The sequence below is a fragment of the Nitrosarchaeum sp. genome, assembly GCF_025699065.1.
Taxonomy (GTDB): Archaea; Thermoproteota; Nitrososphaeria; order Nitrososphaerales; family Nitrosopumilaceae; genus Nitrosarchaeum.
On sequence record NZ_JAILWF010000007.1, the window covers coordinates 60,590 to 84,909 of the forward strand.

General features: G+C 34.2%; 18 protein-coding genes. 2 read left to right on the plus strand and 16 right to left on the minus strand.

Translation table 11 applies throughout. The features are described 5' to 3' along the window. Positions 1–27 precede the first annotated feature (27 nt). The 5 genes from K5782_RS08500 to K5782_RS08520 form a co-directional block, all read right to left on the minus strand. Positions 28–3,855, minus strand: coding sequence for a S8 family serine peptidase (locus tag K5782_RS08500; RefSeq protein ID WP_297465878.1), 3,828 nt, complete (start codon positions 3,853–3,855; stop codon positions 28–30). 32 nt (positions 3,856–3,887) lie between these two features. Next, positions 3,888–4,856, minus strand: coding sequence for a methyl-accepting chemotaxis protein (locus K5782_RS08505; RefSeq protein ID WP_297465771.1), 969 nt, complete (start codon positions 4,854–4,856; stop codon positions 3,888–3,890). A 112-nt stretch (positions 4,857–4,968) separates the two neighbouring features. Continuing rightward, positions 4,969–10,110 (minus strand): hypothetical protein, encoded by a 5,142-nt coding sequence (locus K5782_RS08510; protein WP_297465774.1) that lies wholly within the window; start codon positions 10,108–10,110, stop codon positions 4,969–4,971. A gap of 203 nt (positions 10,111–10,313) precedes the next feature. Beyond that, positions 10,314–11,654 carry a ThiF family adenylyltransferase gene (locus K5782_RS08515; protein ID WP_297465776.1) on the minus strand — a complete coding sequence of 447 codons (1,341 nt, stop codon included), beginning with the start codon at positions 11,652–11,654 and terminating at the stop codon, positions 10,314–10,316. After that, a complete protein-coding gene (locus K5782_RS08520) occupies positions 11,655–12,869 on the minus strand; it encodes a threonine synthase (protein WP_297465777.1) in 1,215 nt (404 codons plus the stop codon). A 197-nt stretch (positions 12,870–13,066) separates the two neighbouring features. Here K5782_RS08520 and K5782_RS08525 point away from each other — a divergent pair, with 197 nt between their 5' ends. Then, on the plus strand, positions 13,067–13,639 hold the full coding sequence (locus K5782_RS08525; RefSeq protein WP_297465779.1) for a hypothetical protein: 573 nt from the start codon (positions 13,067–13,069) through the stop codon (positions 13,637–13,639). Position 13,640: 1 nt separating this feature from the next. On the opposite strand, the gene hisI is transcribed toward K5782_RS08525, so the two are convergent. Genes hisI through hisG form a run of 9 tightly spaced genes read right to left on the minus strand, consistent with a single transcriptional unit; the run spans position 13,641 to position 21,003 of the window. Further along, positions 13,641–13,970 carry a phosphoribosyl-AMP cyclohydrolase gene (gene hisI, locus K5782_RS08530; RefSeq protein WP_297465781.1) on the minus strand — a complete coding sequence of 110 codons (330 nt, stop codon included), beginning with the start codon at positions 13,968–13,970 and terminating at the stop codon, positions 13,641–13,643. Between the two features lie 23 nt (positions 13,971–13,993). After that, positions 13,994–14,797 (minus strand): imidazole glycerol phosphate synthase subunit HisF, encoded by an 804-nt coding sequence (gene hisF, locus K5782_RS08535; protein ID WP_297465783.1) that lies wholly within the window; start codon positions 14,795–14,797, stop codon positions 13,994–13,996. Further along, positions 14,794–15,501 (minus strand): 1-(5-phosphoribosyl)-5-[(5-phosphoribosylamino)methylideneamino]imidazole-4-carboxamide isomerase, encoded by a 708-nt coding sequence (gene hisA / locus K5782_RS08540; protein ID WP_297465880.1) that lies wholly within the window; start codon positions 15,499–15,501, stop codon positions 14,794–14,796. The genes hisF and hisA overlap by 4 nt, the downstream gene beginning before the upstream one ends. Next, entirely contained in the window at positions 15,498–16,103 is a 606-nt protein-coding gene (gene hisH, locus K5782_RS08545; RefSeq protein ID WP_297465785.1) for an imidazole glycerol phosphate synthase subunit HisH, read from the minus strand. Before hisH ends, hisA begins: the two co-directional genes overlap by 4 nt. Beyond that, entirely contained in the window at positions 16,103–16,690 is a 588-nt protein-coding gene (gene hisB / locus K5782_RS08550; RefSeq protein WP_297465787.1) for an imidazoleglycerol-phosphate dehydratase HisB, read from the minus strand. Before hisB ends, hisH begins: the two co-directional genes overlap by 1 nt. 26 nt (positions 16,691–16,716) lie before the next feature. Then, the gene (locus K5782_RS08555) at positions 16,717–17,691 is read right to left on the minus strand and encodes an HAD-IA family hydrolase (RefSeq protein ID WP_297465789.1); all 975 of its coding nucleotides are present in this window, start codon (positions 17,689–17,691) and stop codon (positions 16,717–16,719) included. Further along, positions 17,688–18,758 carry a histidinol-phosphate transaminase gene (hisC, locus tag K5782_RS08560; protein WP_297465790.1) on the minus strand — a complete coding sequence of 357 codons (1,071 nt, stop codon included), beginning with the start codon at positions 18,756–18,758 and terminating at the stop codon, positions 17,688–17,690. Before hisC ends, K5782_RS08555 begins: the two co-directional genes overlap by 4 nt. Then, positions 18,758–20,026: a histidinol dehydrogenase gene (gene hisD, locus K5782_RS08565; protein ID WP_297465792.1), complete on the minus strand. Its 1,269-nt coding sequence runs from the start codon at positions 20,024–20,026 to the stop codon at positions 18,758–18,760. The genes hisC and hisD overlap by 1 nt, the downstream gene beginning before the upstream one ends. Continuing rightward, the gene (hisG, locus tag K5782_RS08570; protein ID WP_297465794.1) at positions 20,026–21,003 is read right to left on the minus strand and encodes an ATP phosphoribosyltransferase; all 978 of its coding nucleotides are present in this window, start codon (positions 21,001–21,003) and stop codon (positions 20,026–20,028) included. Before hisG ends, hisD begins: the two co-directional genes overlap by 1 nt. Before the next feature lie 59 nt (positions 21,004–21,062). On the opposite strand from hisG, the gene K5782_RS08575 reads away from it, so the two are divergent. Then, positions 21,063–21,929, plus strand: a complete 867-nt coding sequence (locus tag K5782_RS08575) for a hypothetical protein (RefSeq protein ID WP_297465796.1) — start codon at positions 21,063–21,065, stop codon at positions 21,927–21,929. 1 nt (position 21,930) lies between these two features. On the opposite strand, the gene K5782_RS08580 is transcribed toward K5782_RS08575, so the two are convergent. Both K5782_RS08580 and K5782_RS08585 read right to left on the minus strand, forming a co-directional pair. Then, the gene (locus tag K5782_RS08580) at positions 21,931–23,190 is read right to left on the minus strand and encodes a hydroxymethylglutaryl-CoA reductase, degradative (protein ID WP_297465798.1); all 1,260 of its coding nucleotides are present in this window, start codon (positions 23,188–23,190) and stop codon (positions 21,931–21,933) included. After that, a complete protein-coding gene (locus K5782_RS08585; protein ID WP_297465800.1) occupies positions 23,187–24,281 on the minus strand; it encodes a PQQ-dependent sugar dehydrogenase in 1,095 nt (364 codons plus the stop codon). The genes K5782_RS08580 and K5782_RS08585 overlap by 4 nt, the downstream gene beginning before the upstream one ends. Between the last annotated feature and the right edge of the window lie 39 nt (positions 24,282–24,320).

Sequence of the window (24,320 nt, forward strand, 5' to 3'; positions counted from 1 at the left end):
ACTCGCCAAATTGCTTATAAACCTTATTCAATAATTTGTTGGTTTTTGTCTAAGAATCAAAAATAGAACAACTCCGATCGCAATTCCAACTCCAATGCCAATAGATAATCCAACATTAAATGATGAATTATTATCACCATATGTGATGGTTTGAGAATTATTTGTTATGGTTTGAGAATTATTTGTGATTACTTGATCAGTAAATTCAGAATTAGTTTCGTTTTTGAGAGTTGATATAATTTCTGTATTATTTAATTGAATTTGGGATGGTTGGTTTTTTGAAGAAATATTTGAAAATTTAGCTGCAAGTGTAACTGACTCTGTAGTTTCATCTCCACCAAATAATGTAGTATGAGCTAAAAGAGAATATGTGCCTGTTTGATTTATTGGAACATAAAGTACAGTAGAATTATTATCTTTGTTTTTTACTGGATAGAATCCACCACCTTGACTAAAAACAGAATTACCTAACCAATCAAGTGAAGGCCAGCCAAGAAAATGACCAAATACGCCAGATGGCATATTGGATTGAATTATTCTTCCTTTAGGATCGATAACAAATACAGACAAGTTTGTGTCATCAGATTTCCAAGATAATTCTATTGCTGCAGAATTTATCGAGTCATCACCTACATCAAAATAATATTGTCTCCAATCACCTGCCATGTATCTATTTGTCATATCAAATGCGCCTTTGACATAACCATTACCATAAAGAATATCATCACTTTGCTTTCCATCAATTAATACAAGCGAATCTTTTTGATTGACTGGTTCCTTAACAACAAATGATATCGGGGCATTTACAGTATGATTTGTTCCTTCAAATGATATGAATCCCTGATAGTTACCAGATTGAAAATCATTTGGCGCAATTAATGAGACATTTAATTTTACAACATCATTTGCAGGAACAGTAATTGTTTCAAACTCTGGCCAAATCACAGGCCATTTATCTTTTTGATAATAGCTTGCAGATAATGTATATTCCATTGAAGTTGAATTTTGTTTTGTATCACCTAGATAGTAAGAGTATCTAGTTGGAGTAGGATATACACCAACTAACGGTGTTCCATTAAATTTTTCATTTGGATCAGAGATCCTAAGTTCTTGAACTGTTCCCCATGATCCAGCTCTGCTAACCATTGATAATTCATTGCTAGATATTTTAGTATCATTGTTGTTATCAATCCAATCATAAAGATATAATGAAGAGATCTTCATGTCATTAGCATATAGAGTATCTGTTTTGTTCATGAAATTATCAAATGGAAAATTAAGATTTAATATCATTAATGATGATTCTGCTGGAATTAAATTATCATCAAAAAGATCGCCTAACTCTTTAGGGTTTTTGATATCAGATAGTTTGATGTAATTTGGAATAAATGCATCTGATTTGTTTAGTATAGGATCTTTTTGTTGTACTTTAGTTTCTCCATCATATAGAGTATTTTTGATCAGAGATATCGTTGTTGGTTTGATAGATATTTGAATTGGCTTATCAGTTGGATTTTCAATTGTGAAAGTTGTTTTACTAGATTCACCAGGATGTAATTGGCCTGCAAACCAACTTGTCATAGGCATGGTTTTTGTTGGAAATTCAAATTTCTTAAATCCAAGAAATACAGGGTTAATTGTTTCAAGTGGGAGTTTTAAAATTTCTTTGATGTTATTGTATGATGCGTCATTGTAAACAATAAATTTTCCATCTTCACCGTTTACAAAACTTAATGCAGCACTTGCATCTACCAACCCAGCTCCTTGAGTAAATGGATCATTTTGAAGATCTTTAGCAGTAGACATTAAGATATTTTTGATTGTAAAAGAATCATATGCTTCTGATTGTTTGTTTAGTCCTTCCATCAGAAGTGCTGCACTTCCAGAAACTAGAGGTGCGGCCATACTAGTTCCTCCAAATAATGAAAAAGATTCATCCCTTGAATCTTTTTTTGTTTTAATAACATTTGATGGGGTAAAACCATGTGCACCGATACTCATCAAGTCAGGTTTTGGATCACCTATAATTCCGGGTCCTCTGCTTGAAAAATCTACTACGTCATTAAAATGAGAAGCATTATTACCAAATCTAGGTTGATCTTTAAACGGACCATATCCAACAAAGACATTGTTTGTAGTAGCTCCTACGGCTATTCCAAATGGAGACGAGTTTGGCATTCCAATTGTTCCATATCCATGTCCAGAATTTCCAGCACTAGATACAATTGTTATTCCCGGATAATTATCATCAAGTGAATGAGGAGTAGCAAGTATGCTTAGTATCACAGATAGTATATCCATTCCAGGTGCAGAATTAAATGATGGAAAGTTTGAGATGCCCCAACTGTTTGAAATTATATCTACTCTTGGTTTTCCAGTAAAATTCCAGCTATGATCATTACTGTCAAAACCAGATAACCACAGCCATGCATAAACAGTATCGCCTACCCACAATGATTTTACAGGTACAATTTTTGCACCTGGTGCAACTCCAGTGATTGTAAACTTATTTGTATTGTTGTAAATGTCATATGTCTGATTGCCTTTTGATGTAATTGAAGCGGTACTTGATGTTCCATGTCCTGCAAAATCCGTCATCACTCCAAAAAACATTCCTTTGGAATCGAATGCAGGCAGTAAAGTACCGTTAATTGCATTTAGCGTTTTATCAATATCGGATGTTTTGTTTTGAATTACACCATAAACATCTAGTACTTGAGCACCGACTGTTCCTGCACTATAATCTGCTTTACCATCACCATTTGAATCATAAACAAGAAACTCATTTCCGCTTCCTAAAACTATAGGTTTTTCATCAGTAAAATCAAAATCATATTTCGGTCTCTCTCCTGATTTTAAATCAAATCTAGTATAATCTTCCCAAGATGTACTCATATCAGGAATTATAGTGTCATAAACTCCAGCAATATTAGAATCGACTACAAGTATAGGTACTACTTGTATTCTTGCTAATGATCCTTCCAAACCGCCCTGATACATTACTCCAAAGTGGTAAATTCCACTTTTTGATTTGATATAATTTCTATTATCACTACCAATTTTCATATCAGTATCTAATGTTCCACTAAAGATTGGAGCGTTTCCAGATTGTGGAAAAAAAGAGTTGTAAATTGGAATTTTTGTTCCTTTACCATTTTGAGAGATGTTTAAAAAAATTCCATCTCTTGTTTGATAAACAGATGAAGTCATTCCTTCTGGAAGTGGTTTTGTGTTGTTTCGAATGATTCCATCCTTGTCAATGAATGCAAAAAAAGTTGAATTTGTAAGGACTATTCCCTGTCCATCAGCATCAAGCATGATGGGATGATTGTTTTTGTCTCTAGCTAAGGAACTTCGAATGTCGAGATTTGAAAAATCAACACCTGTATCTACTATTCCTATTTTAATTCCTTGTCCATTAACATTGTATTTTGTTTGTACCAAAGTAGATCCAGTTATTTCTCCAATTCTTGATGCATCAGGAATAGATGTATTAGAGTGAAAGTCTAGCTTGAGATCTTCAATTACATTATACCCTTTAGAAACGAAATTTGAAATGGAATTCTCTGGAAGTACTGCAATATAAAAAAATCCCCCCCTAGATTCAATCCCATAAAGAGAATTGTTTTTTAAAAAATTGGACCCATCAGGACCTGTTCCAAAAATAATGTACCGCTTAAAATTATTTTGTTTAAAAAAATCTGAATCTATTTTTACAATATCAGAATCAAATAAAATAGAATTGTTTATTGATATTTTATTTTCAAGAGGAATATCTCCACCTACATATGCATAAGAATTTACAAACATTCCTGAAACAAGAATAACACAAAAAAGAATCGCCGCTTTGGGCATTATGATAAAATTTTTCCGTTCTTGCATTATAACTATCTTCTTCTGGCAAGTATTGCAATTTGAAGTGCCACAATGATTCCAATTGATGCCACAATTGGGAAAAATAGCGAGTTTAGTTGAGACGATGCCTCTTCAATGTTAGATACAGAATTTGATACAGAAGTTACGCTTGCATCAATATTAGTGCTAGCCCCCTCCAAAGTTGAACCAAATCCTTCAATTTCTGATTTTAATACATCTAATTCATCTGATGTTTCTTTTAGAACTGAATTTAGTTCTATTATTTGATTTGAGATTCCACCCAAATCCTGGCTTAGGACATTAGTTGCTACTGACGCATGAGATATTGTTCCTTGATTAAATGATACGACATGAAAAACATATGTTCCTTCTTCTTTTGGAGTATAATCTAGATAGTATAATCCCTGATGAAGTGTTGAAAATGCGTTGGATATTGTTTCTACTTTTCCAGAAGGCAAATGAATATGCGTTGTTTGAAGCAGGTCTTTTGGATCATCACCGATTAACAATCCATCACTTGTAGTTTGTACAAATAGTCTAAAAGGATTATTGATTGCTGCAGTTTCTGGAGCAAATACAGATGTAAGTATATGTCGCTCTATTGGTATCTCCATCAAGTCTGTTGTAGATGTAAATTTTACATCTAGTTTTTGAGAGATTCCGTTTTGTTCAGTACTAATTGCCTCTATAGTATATGTGCCAAATGGAAAGCTGGAAGTCGGTTTGGGCCATATTAATAACACATGATTAAAAGAACCGTCATCATCAGTAATTAATTGATCAAATCCGACAATAGTGTCATCTGGTGAAAATAATCTAATTATCAAGGTTTCATTTGGTTTGCCATTACCATACACAAAAAGAGGTTCTCCTTCTGAATATACTTGATTGGTTGTAAATAATTTTAATTCAGAATATGCATTATTTACAGGAATAATCAATAATATAATAAAAGACAATAACAAAATTTGTGATTTCAATTTAAAATAATTGGATAATATCTCCTAGATATTGCTTCTGGAAAAATGATCTACAACTTACGTTAAGTGTTGATTCAAAAAAAAGAAAAAAAGGAAAATGTGAACTAGTTTCTTACTTTACGATTATTGTCGTAGTTACTGGTGGTGATAATGCCGTTGGATTATCAACAGATTCCCAGACAAATGCAGTGGCAGTATAAGTGCCAGCGTCAGTTGGGATCCATGATAAAGCAGGGCTGAATGATTGACCAGCGGATAATGAACCTGTAATCCAAGCTAGTGAGACTGTAACACCGTTACCATCCTGAATCTGTACCAAGTAGGCAAATGCTTGCTCTCTATCCTGACCATTTGCTAGGTCGGCAGTTATTTGCACCTGTTGATCGACGTTAACAGTGCTTAAGCTGTTACCGAATGCGTCAACAACTCTCAAGTTAGCAGCTGGTGCTCTCTCAAGAGGTGGTACAACTGTACCGATTAGCGAAGTGGCAGTAATATCAAGTTCATCTGCTGTTGTGTATGGATTAGGTAATGTATTGTCTGAATATTCTGCAGTGACTGTGTCACCTTCTGCGACTCTGAGTCTGTGACCAGATGATTCGTCAGTAGTTGTGAAGAACACAGTACCTTCGAATATTCCGGTTGCCTCATTAGTCTCAGTTACAGTTAGATCAATACCTCCGGCATCGGAGTCAGACCACACGTCAGTGTTGAAATTATCAACTGCTTCTGGGTTTAAGTTCATATCTGGATCAATTACTCTTACAACACCTGTACCGCTTGCTGGGTAGCTTGCTTCAAGCCACTGAACCTCACCAATATTCCATCTGATTAATGCTGAGCCGACAATAGTCTCATCCTCTGAGAATTCAAAGGAGATTGTAATGCCGTCATCATCGTCAGCTGGCAAGAATCCATCTGTTGGACCACTGCCAGAAGGAGAACTGGATACTACATCGTTACCATTGCTATCACCAGTTGTGGTATCGCCATCAGCATTATGTGTAAAGCCGGTAAGAATTACCTCACCAGTGAAAATGCCTGTGTCAGTACCAGTTTCGACTAGCTTGTAGTTGTTGAGTTTGTTACCTCTGGTTGAGACCTTTATTGGGTCAGAATCAGTGTCACCAATCTCATCGACTAGGTTGCTGTCGAAGTTGTGATCTGGAGCTACGATAGTAATGTATACTTTGTCAGTCCATGTGTAAACTTTTTGGTCAAGCTCTACAGTTGCTCCGAAGTTTGAAGTAAAGATTGTCAAGTTGACATCTTCATCTTCGTCACCTACGAAGTCAGATCCGGATGGACCCCAATCACTGTACTCAAGGACAATTTCTTCTCCTCTTTCTAGGCCATCACCATCTATTTCAGATGGAATTTCGACAACAATCTGGAATATTCCAGTGCTGTCACCTGTTTCTCTAAAGTTAGATGGTTCTGGGTCAAATGCGGCTGCTTGGCCGTCAGCGTCACCCATGGTGACGGTTGCGGCGTCAGAGTCCCATTCAATTAAGTCCAAGTCATATGTCTCAGCCTGTTGATTGTCCAAATCGAAGTCTGGCTCAATGAGGGTCAAGATCATATCGGATCCAATAATGTACACTGATTTATCAGATTGTAATACACCGTTTCTTAGGTCAAAGGTAGCAGAATCAGTTACAGTATTGACATCACCGCTTGCATCAGCTGGATCAGTGTATTCTACTTGGAGAATATCTCCTTGTAAGATACAGTAATCACCTGATGTTGCTGCTTTGTCAAATCTGGCTGTTTCTGCGGTGCTTGTACCACCAGCAATATTGGTCCATACAGTTGTGTCATCTGTACAGACTGAACTTGCTGGACCATCGGTGTATCTAATGGTAATATCAGATTCAAATATACCTGCATCTGGGGCAATTTCGACCATTGGGCCAAATTGTCTTGTTCCATTAAGGTAAGTTTTATCGGTATCAATTGTACCAGCCAATATTGCTGGACCACCAGCATAACCAAGTATGATTGATGAAGATCCTCTAATTACAGAGACTTTCACTAAACCTACTGGTGCTGTTGATGATGTAGTATTTTGACCGATAATATCTTCACCATTTGCGGATGTATTGAAGTCTGGATCATTAACTCTGACGTGAACTATAAGATCACCGTTACCTAAGAATTCACCTGATTGTAGGCCTGCACTACTACGTGTAGTACCTGCTGTATTCATTCCAGTTTGATGGATTGGGAATAAAGCTCTTCCATCAGGTGTAGTCTTTGTACCTGCACCACCGAAGTCAGTTGGGACTCCCCATGGTACTGGATAAACGGTTCTGTCAAGACTGACGGATCCAGTGTTAGCGCGAACGCCTGCACCGTCACCTACTTCGATGGTCTCACCAGATGCATCTCTAAAGTCAACATAGTTGACTTCAATATCGAGACCGGTGACAGATTCAGATGCTGTTGCACCTGATCTACACCATGCTGCTGGGATTTGGAAGTCACCAACAAATATGCCTGTTTCAGCTCCGGTTTCAACTAGAGTAAATCCAGTTGCTCCGAGACCTGTATCAGTTATACCTGCATTGGTTAAGCTTGTTAAACAAGCACCAGTTGGTGTAGTCCATTTTTGATCATCAAATGTGATATCTAGTAATCTACCAAGATCATCACCAGTAGACAATGCAATCGATGTGGAGTTGGTTCCAACAACATCTTTCAAACTGCCTGCTTGGGATACTACGGTATAGATATCAACTAAATCAGAATCGACGTTTAGATCTAAGTCTTGTAGTGTAATTGTTACTGTGTCAGCATTCTTGTATGAACTTGCATCCATAGATACAACACCGGAGTGAGCTGGGGCTGCTTGTTGATCAGCGACTTGAGTTGTTACACCATCTGCACCTAAGTCATTATAGTTGACTCTTGGAGAATCTTCATCATCCAAGTCATCATGCACGATGAAGTTTGGATCATCGGCAATTAATGTTAGGTCTAGGTAAGTGTTTCTATCCAAGATGTTTAGCTGATTAAGCATGATAAACTCCAAGCTACCTTCAAAGGTACTTGTGTTATCACCAGTTTCCTCGGCTTCTATTCTGACTATTTGGTTAGCAATTCTTTGATTTGCTTGCAATCCGTCATTTAAGAAACCATAGGAAATGAAGTCTGCGGCAATTGCATCAGGGGTATTTGTTCCAGATAGGGCAAGGTTGCCTCCTACATTTACAAATGCCAATCCAACTTTGTTAGTTGCAATTGAGCCTTTGAAAATTTCAGTGTTTGTTGCAGTTGAATTCAACAGTGTTAAGCTTTGTGGGCTAACGCCTGAAGCAATTTTTAATGCACCTACACCTGTAGAAACTCTACCAGTTGCGTTAATAATATCTCCATTTGCTGATGTGCTGTTTAGCAAATAGACATCAAATGTACTTGTTGAATTTATGCTTCTAAGATCTAAGTTTAAGAAGTTAAATCCATGGAAAATATTACCTGAATCTGGATTTCTGATAGTTTGTCTTAATTCACCAATAGTTGATCTCAAATCTACAACAAGAGCATTGGCTGTACCTATGCTGTTGCCAGTAGAATTGCTCAAGATAGCTCGTTCACTGAACTTCTGCACGTTAATTGTAGAAGTTGTGTTTTGACCGCCATCCATTCTTGCTAAGCCTCCAATTACAGTAAATTTAGTCCAGATAGCCTTTTGTGTGTTATCTGTTCCTACACCGCTTTCACCAAGTGTAAATGGATCACCAGTTGTTAAGGCTGGAATCAATGATACATTTGGATCAAAGAAATCTAGGTCTTCATCTGCTCTACTGTTTTTGTTAGCATCACTATCAACGATGACTACTGGAATCTCTTCACCAGAGGTCCATTCGGCATCTGTTGGTTGAATATCGACTGTTGCAAATCCAAATCCTACAAGAATTGTTCGTGGGGTCGCATTATAATCAACAGTTGCAGAGGTTCCCCTTGCTGCATTGCTGGTGATCTTCAAAACAGAGGCATCTGATTCATCATATGTACCAAATATACCACTGTTTGGACCTTGTTCAGTAAGTGTTACTGGAACAGAACCTGCACCCAATTTTTGTGTACCACCAACACCACTAACTGAAAATGCTGTTGCATTGTTTGCACCGATAGTGTTACCAGTGCCAGTTCGTGCTATTTGGGTATCATCATTATCTTGGAGTGTAAGCACTCGGTTAGCAGAGCCTTGTTTGTTAAGATTGACAAGTAATCTACAGTTATCCTCACACATGAGGGAACCTAAAGATGAGTCAATGTTAATCACACCGCCTGCTTTAGCTGCACCATCTAGATCGCCGTTCTCATTGAATACTTGGTAGTATGTTCCTTTGCTAGTTGCATTAGTACTTGTACCAAATGTCCAAGAGTCTTCGTCTGTTGGGTCAACGTTTAACCATAGATCTGTTACTGTTACATGAACTTGGGATGTTTGCGTATAGGTTGTTCTATCTAAAGATACACCGGCAAATTGGTCAACTGTATCAAAAGTAAGTGTTGTTGTTTGAGCACCACCACCTTTGTTATATTTGACTATAACGTTGCCACCTGCACTTAGAGAATAGAGTTGAACAAATGGCCAGAGTGTTGCATCATTTGTATCACTAGCACCAGTACCCAGACCAATTTGACCTGCGGTATCTCCTGTTAGTTGAACATTGATGCTTTTTGGTTCTCTTACCACATTCATGATACCTGTTGAGTTGTTATTAGTTGCAGTACATTGTGTAGTCAACGCTCCACCTGTTGATGAACCATTTTGACCACCTATACCAGCTAGTGGAAGTGCAATACCAACTGTATCACTGATTGTTATACCAACTGCGGTTTCGGTTGTTGTACCTGTAGCACATAATGTACCAAAGTCCAAACCTTCACTTTTAACTGTTGATGTAGAATCAGCAATTGATGCCATGTTTCTATCTGCAAAGTAACCATACCAATTACCATCTACGGCTTGAACCATTCTAAGTTTCTTGCCGTTGACAGTTACGTTTGGTTCACCTTTACCCTGATCAGTATCATTAATATCAGAATCTATTACCACGACCTCAATTACTTGAGGACCTGACATGTAATTATTGAACTGCGAGTTTTCTGCGGAAACAAATAGGTTAGCGTTGGCTGCATGTGCTACTGGCATCATAGATGGAGCAGCAAATGTCAAACCACCGGCTAACATAATTGTCATTAATGTAAGACTAGTTATTTTTCGTCCTATTTCGTTATTCATGTTATTGGTTTTTCTCTTTAAAATTTGTATATAAGGCTAATGGACGAATTGTCCACAATTAGACAATTTTTTGAGATTTTTTTATCATATTATTAGATTTTATAAAATTATCACACATATTTGATATAAGAATTATACTTTTAACTTTTTTCTATGATATGATCGATATATTTTGTATCTTTTTATTATAATTTATGAAATTTTTATAGGCTAGTTTTTGTATTTTCTCTACCAAGCAAGTTTTTGTATAACAAAATAGCATCACTCTCATCTTTTGAACCAACAATTACTGCCGAGCCTTTTTTCATAAAACTAACAGATAGATCATTTGTTCTCAATGACAATCCCAGGTCACCAAGATTTTCTACTATGAATCCTTGTTTTTTTGCAATGTTAGAAACGATGTTTGTATCAATATCAAATGTCGAAGTTGGAGTTATAGAATAAGTTCGCTTTCCACGATTTCTTCCACACAGTTCTTCTAAAATTAATTCTTGTTTTGGCACAGATGTAATTTTTCCAGTTCCACAAATTGGACATTCTTCAGCTCTAAATGTTTTTGTGCTGGTAAAATCAAGATTTTCTAAATCAATGTGAAGAATTCGTTGTGACAGACTAGGTTTTTTTCCAGTAATGATTTTTACAGCTTCTGATACTTCTATTCCACCAACAATAGAAAGTATGGACGGATGAACTCCTTCAATACTACAAGTCGGCATTGTATCTTCATTTAGTTCAGGAAACATGCAATAATAACATGCAGATTCTTTTGGTAAAATTGTAAACGCTTGTCCTGATACTCCTACTGCTGCACCAGTAACAAAAGGAATTCCAAACTTTACACATGCGTTATTTAGAGCATATCTTGCATTAACACTATCAAGTGCATCAATTACAACATCACATCCTTCTACAACTTCAAATGCGGTGTAATCGTTTATTGAGACTGCCAAGGATTCTATTTTACAATCAGGATTTATTTTCTGTAATTTTTTAGCTGCAACTTCAACTTTTACTTGACCAACGTCAGACTCATCAAACATTGTTTGCCTATGTAAATTAGATAATTCGATTACATCTCTATCAACAATTCTCAGAGTACCAACACCCATGGCAGCTAGTCTTGATGTAATTGGATTTCCTAATCCTCCAACTCCTATAACACATACTTTGGAATTTTTTAGTTTTAGTTGTCCTGTGTAACCAATTTCTTCAAGCATAACTTGTCTTGAAAATCTATCTAGTTCTTTTGCAGATAATTCATCAGAGCCGCCAGCTACTGCAGGGAGAATATAGACTTCATCTCCGTTATTTAGAACAGTGTTCATTCCATCAGAAAATTTTGCGTTTTTTCCGTTAATGTAAATATTAATCAGAGAACGTGGAGTTCCATCGCTTTCTAAAACTCGTCTCTTAAAGTCATCACCCATGATTTGAGATATTTTTACAAACGCATCAGTAAGAGAATCAGCTAAAATCTCTGTTTTTTTTTCTCCACCGCCTTGATTTAGCACTGATGGAATTGTAAATGTGATGTTTGCCATCTAGTTTACTACCGCCGATATTTCTGCAATATTTGCCTTCATTACTTTGGGTTTTTGTAATACTTCCATTATTGCCTCAGTGGCTTTTAATCCATTTCCAGTGACATAACACACTACAGAATCATTTTTGTCAATCTTTCCTTGGTCAATCATTTTTTGAAGCACAGCTACAGATACACCACCTGCAGGTTCTGTAAATATTCCCTCAGTTCTTGCCAAAAGTAAAATAGCATCTAAAATTTCTTTGTTGTTACATTCTTCGGCAAACCCATTGTACTGTGCTAATCGTTTCAAAACATATCTACCATCTCCAGGATCACCTATTGCTAAACTCTTTGCAATAGTATCTGGATTTTCGACTGGGATTACTTCTTTGCTGTTTTTCTTGAATGCATCCACAATAGGGGCGCATCCGTGTGGTTGTGCTGCTATCATATGCATATTTGACACATCATTTAACAATGAAACTGTTTGTAATTCTTCAAATCCTTTACAAATTGCATTAAGCATTGCACCACTTCCTACAGGAACTATAAGTTGATCAGGGACTTGCCAGTCAAGTTGTTCTGCAACTTCATATGCAAGTGTTTTAGATCCTTCGACGTAATGAGAACGCATGTTAATATTTACAATTCCTATTCCTTTACTGTCACCAATCTGTGCAGCTATTCTATTTGCATCATCATAAGTTCCATCTACTGCAATGTAGTTTGCACCATAAGATAACGCCTGTGCAATTTTTGCCATCTCAATATTACTTGGTGCAAATACATGACATGGCAATCCAGCTTTTGCTGCATGTGCTGCAGTTGCAGATGCCAAGTTACCAGTGGATGCACAACCAACAGCAGATAGTCCAAATTCTTTTGCTTTTGATATTGCAACTCCTGCAGGCCTATCCTTAAATGAAAATGTTGGATTTACAGAATCATTTTTGATGTATAGATTGTTTAATCCTAATTTTTTTCCAAGATTATCAGCTTTGATAAGAGGTGTCATTCCCGCGCCAATACTGATAATATTAGATTTGTTTTCTATTGGCAATAATTCAAAATATCGCCAATAATTATGCTCACGATTCATAAAGGTATTTTTTGTAACTGTAGGAAAATCATATTTTACATCAAGTGGTCCAAAACAGTCATCGCAGATATACTTGAAAGCAGTATCGTATTGTTTTTTGCATTCTCTGCATTGTAGTGATGTTCTAGCCAAGATCAATTTCTCCTTTGATACCATACATAAAAAATCCTAATATCAAGTTAAGTAATACTTAACTTTATTGAGTAAAAAATATAATGAAAACACAGTCATATTTTAAAAATTAGGTAAAATTTTGAAGATTTACAAAAAATATGAATGAATTAACAATTATGAGGAAGGTTTTTAGATATTTTTAGAAATGAAAAACCATGAAAAAAGAAGTAATTGTAGCAGGTATACTTGGTGTAAGTATTGCAATAATTATTTTATCTATCAGTTTGGGATCTGAATTAAAATCAGATTCAATAGAAGTTGAAGATACGTTAGATAAAGAAGTGGTTGCAGAAACTGAAACTCCAGAGATTGAAGAAAAGATAGACGATGTAGAAAAAATCAATTTAGAAAATGAATATTCACCTAAACCCAGAGAATGGATAACTTCGGGACCATTTCAGATTGACCGAAGCAAGTATGCTATAGGTGAAAAAATTTTCCTAGTAATTGGAGGAATAACTGAAAATGAAAAAGGACAAATTGCATTTATGAGACCATTAAATGATACACATTATTCCGTATACATGACAATACCATTTGATGGTATGAAAAAAGATGTGTTCAACTATTATGTAGAACCACAAATTTCAAAAACTAAAGAGATATGTTCAATAGATGATCTGATGGGAAAATGGGCAGTAGTTTTTAGAGGAACAGATTATCCAAATCTATATTTTGAAATTACAGACGAAGTTGTTCCAGGAACAAACATAGAACCTGTATGTTAGATTATTTGTCTAAATTGTTGTGAAAGCAAACTTTCTCGCCAGTATGACATGCAGGTCCTAATGGCTCTACAAGATAAATAACTGCATCAGAATCACAATCTACAAGAATTTCTTTTACTTTTTGCGTATTTCCAGATTCTTCGCCTTTCATCCAGAGTTTATTTCTAGAACGACTCCAAAACCAAGAGTTACCAGTTTTTTTAGTTAGTTCCAATGATTCTTTATTTGAGTAAGCTAATGTTAAAACATCTTTTGTATTTGCATCCTGAACAATGACGGGAATTAATCCATCACTTTTTGTAAAATCAATATCTTCAACAGATTTTCTCATCATTTAAAATCATAAAGTATTGCTTATAATCTTACAGGAATTTGCTTGTCTTTAAGATATTTTTTAACTCCATTTACACCATGTGTTTGATAATGAAATATTGAAGCAGCCAATGCAGCATCAGCGTTTGATTCCTTGAATACATTGACCATATCATCAGGCTTACCACATCCTCCTGAGGCTATTACTGGAATAGATACAGAGTTTACAATCTCCCTAGTTAGAATGAGATCATAACCGTCTTTGGTTCCATCCTTATCAATACTAGTTAGAAGTATTTCGCCTGCACCAAGTTTTTCTATTTTTTTTGCCCATTCAAGAACATCAACACCAGTTGCTTCTTTTCCACCATAAATGAAGACTTCAAACCAGAATTTTTTTCCATTTTCAGAAAAAATATTCTTATCTTGTTTAAGATCATAGTTTCTTTTAGCATCGATGGCAACTACAACACATTGTCTCCCAAATAGTTGCATTAATTCAGAAATAACATTAGGATTTTTTATTGCGCCTGTGTTGATACCAACTTTATCGGCACCATTAAGCAAAATATTTCTTGCATCTTCTAATGATTTTACCCCACCTCCAACTGTAAATGGGATATCAATTACAGATGCAACTTTTCGAACCAAATCCTTGATTGTTTTTCTTTGTTCGTCAGATGCCGTAATATCTAAAAAAACTAGTTCATCTGCGCCCTCGTTACTATATTTTTCAGCCAATTCAACAGGATCTCCAGCATCTTTGATAGATTCAAAATGAAGACCCTTTACAACTCGTCCATTTTTTACATCAAGACATGGAATGATTCTCTTTGTCAGAGTCATGCTATTTGTTTTGCCTCCTGAATCGATATTTTATTCTCATAAAGCGCCTTACCTAAAATTACGCCAAATGCATTTTCTTGTTTTACATTTTGAACATCTTTAATATTTGAAATTCCACCACTTGCAATTACATGCGCATTATTTAATCGACATGCTTGAGATAAAAATTCTAAATCAGGACCATCAAGTGTTCCATCTTTACTAACATTTGTTAATAAAAATTCAGAGAATCCCATTGATAAAAATTCTTTCATAGCATCAATTAATGTTATTCCGGTTTGCTTTTGCCATCCATGTATAACTATTTCACCATTAAGATGATCAGTTGAAATTACAATTTTTTTAGAACCTAAATTTAATAATAATTTTTTAAGTACTGATTTATCTTTAAATGCCAATGTACCTAAAACAACTCTATCACAAATTTTTGAGATGTCAGTAATAGTAGATTCATCTCGTAGTCCACCAGCCACTTGAATTGGAATTGAAATCTGATCAAGAATTTTCTTAATCATTGATAGATTTGAGCCAATACCAAGAGTTGCATCAAGATCTACTAAATGAAGCATATCAGCACCGTTTGCTTCCCACTTTTTTGCTACTTCAACAGGATTATCACTATACACAGTTTTTTGTTTAGGATCACCTTTGTAGAGTCTTACTACTTGGCCATTCATTAGATCAATTGCAGGAATAACTTTCATTTTTTGCACACATTTAAAAAATTTTGAATCATAATTTTTCCTACATTACCAGATTTTTCTGGGTGAAATTGTGTCCCGAAAAAAATATCTTGTTCAATAACTGCAGGTACCTTAATTCCATAATCAGATTCTGCAATAATAGCATCATAATTAATTGGGTTTACTCTATACGAGTGTACAAAATAAACCCAAGATTCATTTTTAATTCCTTCAAGGATTTTTCCAGATTTTTTAATTTCCAAATTGTTCCACCCCATATGTGGGACTTTCATAGAGTCTGGAAGTACGATGACGTCTCCTTCAATTACACCTAATCCCTTTTCATTTCCTTCTTCACTTTTTTCAAAAAACATTTCCATACCAAGACAAATTCCTAAAACAGGAGTATTGTCTTTGACATACTCATGAAAATTAGTTTTTGATTTAGAGATACTTTTGATTGCAGGATCAAAATTTCCCACTCCAGGAAGTAAAAGCCCAGAGTAAATGTTAGGCTTGTCAAAAGTAGTGATAACATCTACGTTAGCCCCTGCTTTTTCAAGTGAGTTTTTTAGGCTGAAAATATTTCCAGCTCCATAATCAAATATTGCTAAATTAACCATTACATTGAACCTTTAGTACTTGGAATTCCTTTTTGTTTTTTATCATATGAGGAGGCTTCTCTAAATGCAACTGCCAATGATTTGATTGCAGCTTCAACTTTGTGATGATCATTATCCCCATACTTTACAGTAAGGTGAACACAGATGTTTAGATTTTGCAAAAGAGATTGGAAAAAGTGTTCTAAATCTTCTTTTGATATACCTTCAATTGTATTTCGCTTAATTGATAGTACTAGTTTCCAAAATGGTCTTTTAACTAGATCAATTGAAGCTTCTGCTAAAGATTCATCCATAGGTACTGATGCATAGCTAAATCGAGTTATTCCACTCCTTGCACCTAAAGCTTTGTCAATTGCTAAACCTATTGTAATTGCAGTATCCTCAATTAGATGATGCTCGATTTTATCATTTGATTTTGCATTAACTTTCAAATCAATCATTCCGTGCTTACCAAAAGCAGTAATCAGATGATCAAGAAAACTAATCCCAGTTTGAACACTAGTTTTTCCAGTTCCATCCAAATTCACAGATACAGATACTGTGGTTTCTTTTGTAGAACGATTTATGGAACTTTTTCGTGGTTTCATATTTTTCACAGGAGATGTACTTTGTATTATTCTAAATTTAATACCTTCGGAAGTAAATGAATAGACTCTATTACCAACATTGCACCATTATTCTCAAATAATTTCAATTTTTCTTGTGGATTTTTGCTAGTACCGATAATTCCACAAAAAATAACTTTATAGCCTTGCTCTGTTGCTTTTTTAGCCATAATAAAATCCTCCATAGAATCTCCAACATAAATACAACATTTAGAATTCATTCCTTTAATTGAACGTATTAAAGACTCAGGGTTAGGTTTTGCAAGTTCTCTTGGCTCATCTTCTAAAAATACAGAATTTTTTTGATCAAATTCATCCAAAAGTGTCTTAAGTGAATGCTTAACGGATTCTTTTCCCCTTCCAGTAACAATTGAAGGTTTTTTTGTAAATTTATTTTTTAGTTGTTTAATTAATAATTGATCAAGTATAACAACATCGTTTTCTATCAATCCAGATTCAAAAAATTGAGAGTGTTGTTTGAAAAGCTTCAAATACAATTCAGGACCATAAAAGATTTGATCAAATATTTTGTATAATGGATTATCTTGATGAGTTCCAGGATATGCTAATTTATTTTTAATATCACGAATGTCTACAAGTTTTTCAACATATTTCTCAACAGACGATATTCCTGAGGAATCAGCATTAGATATTACGTCAAAAATAAATTCATGTTGATCTTTTTTTAATTTTGTAGCAGCTACTAGAGAAAGAATTGAGGCATATGTCAAATCAACTTCATCGTTAAATCCTCCACATGATTTGAATCCATCAATAATTTTAGAATCAATTCTAATGTTATTTCTATTTTGAGAAAAATTTTCTAAAATATATTGTACAGTTTTATCTATTGCAAGATCATATGATTTTGTAATATTAATTAAAACTCCATCACAATCAAATATTATTCCATCTGTTGAAATGAGATCGTCTAAAATAGAATCATCAATATATATTCCTGATTGTTTTTTTGTTAATGTCATCCTAACAGATCTCGAATTGCAAGTAAAAATTTAGAGTTCATCTCCTTTGTTCCAACTGTAACTCTAAGACACCCATCATGTTTTCCAATTTTTCCTAGTGTTCTAATCGATATGCCTTGCTCTGCAAGTGCATTGTAAACTCTTTTGTGAGATCCATGAGCGTCAAATAAGACAAAATTAGCCTTAGAATCAAAGACCTCAAATGCCTCATATTTTTTGAGGTTTTCAATTATTCTTTTTCTCTCATCTTTGATTATTTGTACAGCTTCTTTCATTTGACTCGATTGCTCTAATGCTATAATTGCAGATTCTATTGTCAGTGTACTTACGGGATAGGGGTATTGCAGAACACGATTAAAAACATCAGTGAGTTTTTTGTTTGCAATAAAATATCCTAATCTTAATCCAGCCAAACCAAATGATTTTGATAATGTTTGAACTACAATCAAATTATCTTGATTTTTTACCATACTGGATAATGAGAAATCACCAAATTCCCCATAAGCTTCATCGATTATTATTAGTCCATCAAATGATTTGACTAATTTTTGTAGATCGTTTTTTTGAAATTGAAATCCTGTTGGATTGTTTGGAGAATCAAGATATAGGATATCAGCACTTTTGGATAATTTAAGAAAATCATTGATGTCTAGCGTCATAGTATTGGAAAAAGGTATTGCAGTAACTGGAATAGAATACAATTTACATCGTTCTTCAAAAAATCCAAATGTTGGATTAGATGTAATTACTTTGGTTTGCTTTGATGCAAAATTTGAAAGGATCAAATCAAGTATTTGATCAGAACCATTTCCAACACCAATCATAGATGAATGTATTTTAAGAAATTTTGATAGTTGATTAATTAGACGGTCTACTCCTCCCAACGGATATTCACGTATATCACAATTTTTTTTAGCGTTAGTAATTAGATCTTGTTGAAATTGTTTTGATATGACATAATTTTCATTAGAATCAAGTTTAAGAGCATCAGGATGTATCTCAGGTTTTTGATATCCACTAAGAGAGCTTAATTCTTTAATCTTTTTTCCAATCCAATCTTGCTTCATTATATTCTACCTCGAATAGCTTCATAGTGATTTGGAAGTCCTTCTGCTTCTGTAAATAATTTCATAGGTTCTGAAATTTTGGATAAAACTGACTTTGATGTAGATACTTCAGTGTTAATCTTGATAAAATCTAAAACAGATAATGAACCTCTTGTTTTACCAAATTTGTTTGTAGGCAAGATATGATTTGAGCCTAAAAGATAGTCACTTGCAGATGATGGAGTATCATGTCCTAGCAATATTAGTCCAGAAGAAGTGATTTTTGATGCAAAAGAACTAGGATTCTTTGTCATAATTTGCAAATGTTCAGGAGCCAATTCATTTGCTAGTTTTATCATCTCGGAATTATTTTTACATATTGCAATAAAGCCATTTTCTTTAAGACTGATTTTAACATAATCACTTCGCTTAATTTTAGTGATCAATTCTGTGATGATTTTATTTACGGATTTTGCAAGTTTTTCTGAATTTGTTATCAAATAACAAAATGTATCATTACTATGTTCTGATTGAGAAATGAGATCTAGTGCAATATATTTTGGATTTGCAGTTACATCTGCAATAATTCCTAATTCAGTAGGACCTGCAAGCATGTCAATGGATGTCCTATCACTAATCATAGATTTTGCAAGTGTTACAAATGCCCCACCAGGCCCAACTATTTTATCTACTTTAATGATTGATTTTGTGCCATATGACAAAGCAGCAATTGCCTGAGCGCCTCCAATGCGATAAATTTCAGTTGCGCCACAAATTTTTGCAGTTACAACAGTAAGAGGATCAACATTCCCATCAGAATTTGGAGGAGATACAACTACTATTCTTTTAACACCAGCAATTTTTGCAGGAATAACAGACATTATAACAGAGCTGGGATATCTTGCTAAACCACCAGGAATATAACATCCAACACTTTGGATGGGAATGAATTTCTTTGATATTTTGATTCCATCAGCATAGATAGTTTTGTTTTTTAGAATTGATTTTACAATAGACTCAGTTTTCTCTAATCTCAGTTTAGCTTGTCGTATTGCATTTATTTCTTTTTCAGATACTTTGGAAAAAGCGTTGTTAATTTCATTTTGGGATAAACGTAGTGAAGTGATTTTAGCTCCGCCGAATTGTTTTTCATACTTTCTTATTGCTGAATCTCCATTTTTTTGTACATTTTTTAATATAGATTCAACTATGGACCTATTTTTTTGAGGCTGTTTTGGCAATATTTGAGCTGAAAATTTTTCAACATTAGTTACTCGAATTATTTTCATCAATTTTCTTCATCACGCTTAATCTCCTCTAGCTCTAGAATTTGTCTTGGTTCATGAACAACTAGTCCTTGTGCAATTTTTCGTAGTTTTGGAATTAATTTGTGAAAATCTTCTTTAAGAATCACTGTATTAATTCCAAACCATCCTTCTTCACTAAGTGGACTTATTGTTGGTTTTTTAAGAGAAGGTATTTGTTGTAAGAGTTTTTTGAGATTCTGTTCTTCCACATTAAGATAAATGTGTAAATATTTTCTCCCATGTACTGCACCACGCATAAGAGTTACAATATCAAATATTTTCTCACGTTTTTGTGGATCTCTTAGAGATTTTTTATTAACAATCAAGTGTGCAGACGATGTTAGAATTTCATCAACAATTTTTAATTTATTTTGTTTTAGTGTAGTTCCAGTCTCAGTAACATCCATAATTGCATCAACGTCTTCAGGTGGCTTTGCTTCTGTTGCACCAAATGATAAATGGATTTGAACATTTTTGTTTGTACCAAGTCGAAGCCATGGAGTAACAATTAACGGATCTTTTGAGCCATAATATTTTTTATAGGATTTACATTGTTTTAGAAATTTGGATGCAGTCGTCAGATATTCAGAAGATATACGAAGTGTTTTTTTCTTTTTTGCATAATCAGCAATCATTTCATCAAGATTTTTGTACTTGTATTTATCAGGAAATGCAACAACTAGTCGTATTTTTCCATATTCTAAATCCAAAATGGCTTCAACATCAGCACTAGTTTCACCCACCCAATCCTTTCCGGTGATACCAACGTCATACAATCCTTCAGATACAAGTGTTGGTATCTCTTGTGGTCTTAGCATCTTTACTATAATATTTGGATCATCAAGATATACTCGATAAGTCCTATCTTTTCTATTTACTTTGGTCCAAGACCTTTCAAGAAGTTTGAAAGTAGCTTCTTCAAGGCTTCCTTTTGGTATAGCAAAACGAATCTGAGACATTTCTTATATGTCTCTAAACTTAGTATATAATAACTTCATTTATTTTTAAAATTATATCTATGAAATTTGTAAAACCAGTCATTTTAGGTTCGATAGCATTAGTAGTTATTGTATCAGTATTTTATTTTGGATTTAACATTCAAGACATGCCAAAGCAGGATATACAAAATAACTCCGATCCAATAAATTCAGAATTAATAAAATGGAGTGATGGAATGTTGTTTGATGTTTTTGTATATCCAAAAGATATTGTAAACATAGATGGAAGACAAATACCATTGAAAGGTACTTTCAAATTAAAACCAAATTTATCAGAAACTTATTCTGAAATTGGAGTTTATGATGAAAAAAATAAACCTCTAGTCATCATACCAGTATATACTGCAAGTGCATATTCAAAAAATGGTTTTTATGATTTTTACAGTGGTTATTGCAATACTTGTCTGACAACAAAAATTGTATCAATTGATGAGTTGAGAGAGCAATCAAGTGCAAATGCTGTTAAAATTTTAGAATTATTGGGATACGATTCAATTACAGATATTGAATTGGATAAAAATCCAGACATATTAAAAAAATATGATAAGATCATATTGTTACATAACGAATATGTAACAAAAAATATGTTTGATTCTATAACATCACATCCAAATGTAATTTATCTATATCCTAATGCGTTGTATGCTGAGATATCAACAAATTTTGAAGATAATACAATTTCGTTAATTAGAGGTCATAATTATCCAGATGAAGATATCAAAAACGGTTTTGATTGGGAATTTGAAAATACACATCCATATGAGTATGACAAAGAATGTAAAAATTGGGAATTTTATAATATTACAAACGGTAAGATGCTAAATTGCTATCCAGAACAGATTATTTGGAAAGATGAGAAATTTTTAAAAGTTTTAAAAGAATTATAATCTAATTCAGATTTTGTAGTATTTCTTTGGCTTTATCAATCGAGATTTGTTTTTGTTCAATCATTTTCTGAACAATTTTATCAATTTGTTCTGGTTTTGCACCCGCAGCTGCTGCCAAGTTTCTAGCATGTAATCTCATGTGACCCTTTTGGATTCCTTCTGCAGATAGAGCTCTAATTGCACTATAATTTTGGGCAAGACCTGTTGCAGCCATTATACATGCAAGCTCCTGTGCTGATTTAACTTTAAGAATTTTCATACAAATTTTTGCAATTGGATGAACATTTGCAATTCCACCAACAGTTCCAACGGATAACGGAAGTTCTAATGAACCAATCAGATTTCCATCACTATCTTTAGTCCAATTACTAAGAGATCGGTATGAGCCTGATCGTGAAGCATATGCATTTGCAGCTGCCTCAATTGCTCTGCTATCTTGACCAGTTGCATTTGCAACAGCAATGATGCCATTCATTATTCCTTTATTATGAGTTACAGCTCGATAAACATCATTATTGGCAAACTGATATGCTAATACAATATCATCAACTACACCTTCTCCTCCAATTTCATTTTTATCAAAAACTGCTGTAGCCTTTGCAATTCTACGAGTAGAATAATTTGATAATATACGAAGAAGTGTTCTACCACCAGTTATTTTTTCTAATAATGGTGAAACAGCTTCGCACATTGTATTTGTAACATTGGCACCCATTGCATCACCTACATCAATTAACAACTCAACAATCAACATTTTTCCAAAATCAGTGTCAATTGTTTTACAAGATACTTTCTTTGCACCTTTATTCATTTTAGATAGTGTGTTACTCTTTGAATTTGCAAGAGTGGTAATCTCTTGGGTAGTCTCTTGTATTTTTTTAATTGCTAAGTCAATATCAACATCTAATATTTGGATTTGGCCTATACTGTAAGACTCTTCAGATGTTGCCTTGAATCCACCCTTTATTCTTGCAATTTTGGCACCTTTTGAAGCAGCAGCAATAACAGATGGCTCTTCAATAACCATCGGAACAAGATAGTCTTTTCCATTAATTTTAAAACTAGTTGCAATTCCTAATGGTAAGGAAAAAGTGCCAATAGCATTTTCTATCATTTTATCAGCTTTTTCAAAAGAGATACCGCCATCATTGTTTTGTAAAATTTCTAACTCTTCAGTAGTCAAATCTGCAAAATTGCCAACTATATCTAATCTTTCTTTTCGTGTCTTTTCAAAAAATTTTGAAATTGATGAATCACTCATTTTTTTATCCTCAATAATTTATCATCCATACTATCTGGAAAACCTTTACCATCAGTATTTGAAGTAATTACATAAAGACTACCATCATGGCTTTGCACTACATCACGTATACGTCCAACCCCACTTAGTATGGTTTTTTGGGATGAAAGACCTTCAGAAAAATCTAGCTGATATAGGTTGGTTGCTCTCAGGGAAGCCATGACAAAATCAGCCTCTAGAGATATCTTATCGCCTGAATAATACAATATACCACCAGGCTCAATGCTTGGATCATAACACATTATTGCATTTTCATATTTACCATTATCTGAACACTGTTGCTCAGGCCAACCATAATTTTTTCCTGGTTTAATGAGATTAATTTCGTCGTTCTTTTCGGGTCCAAGTTCCGACAAATACATTTGACCCTTATCATCCCATGTCATTCCCTGTGGATTCCTATGACCTAAAGAATAAACAGGAGAATTTGAAAATGGATTGTCATCTGGGATTGTACCATCATCATTTAGTCGTAAAATTTTTCCCGATAAAGAATCAAGATTTTGTGGCAGATGCGAAGACTCAGAAACGGTTCCAGTACCTACATACAATTTTTTGTCAGGACCAAATTTTAAAAAACCTCCATTTGTAAATACAGAGCCAGGTATTTTATCAAAGATAGTTTTTGCGTCAACTAGTTTATTTTTGGATTCAGTGATTTGGAGTATTTTGTTCCACAGTTCTCCATTTTCTTCATATGTTAAAAAAACATAGATTAGATGATTGTTTAAAAAATCAGGATGAAGTGCAAGCCCTAGCAATCCACCATCAAATACTTTTGCTGGACGTAATGCAGCAAGCGGTTCATCAAGCAGTGTATTATTTTGGATAACTCTAATTAATCCATCTTTTTCTGTTACAAAAATTCTGTCACCAGATATTGCAATTGAACGTGGTTCATCAAGATTTTCTGCCAAAATATCTACAGAATTATTTTCAGGAATTGGTGAAAGTGGTTCTGGAATTGGTGGTGAATTAGAAGAGAATGTCAAATAAAATATTGAAAACGATAATGCAGCTATAATTCCTGCAATTCTTAGTTTTTTGTCCACAAAAAATCATTCAATTGAAATCCTATTAATTACTTTCAA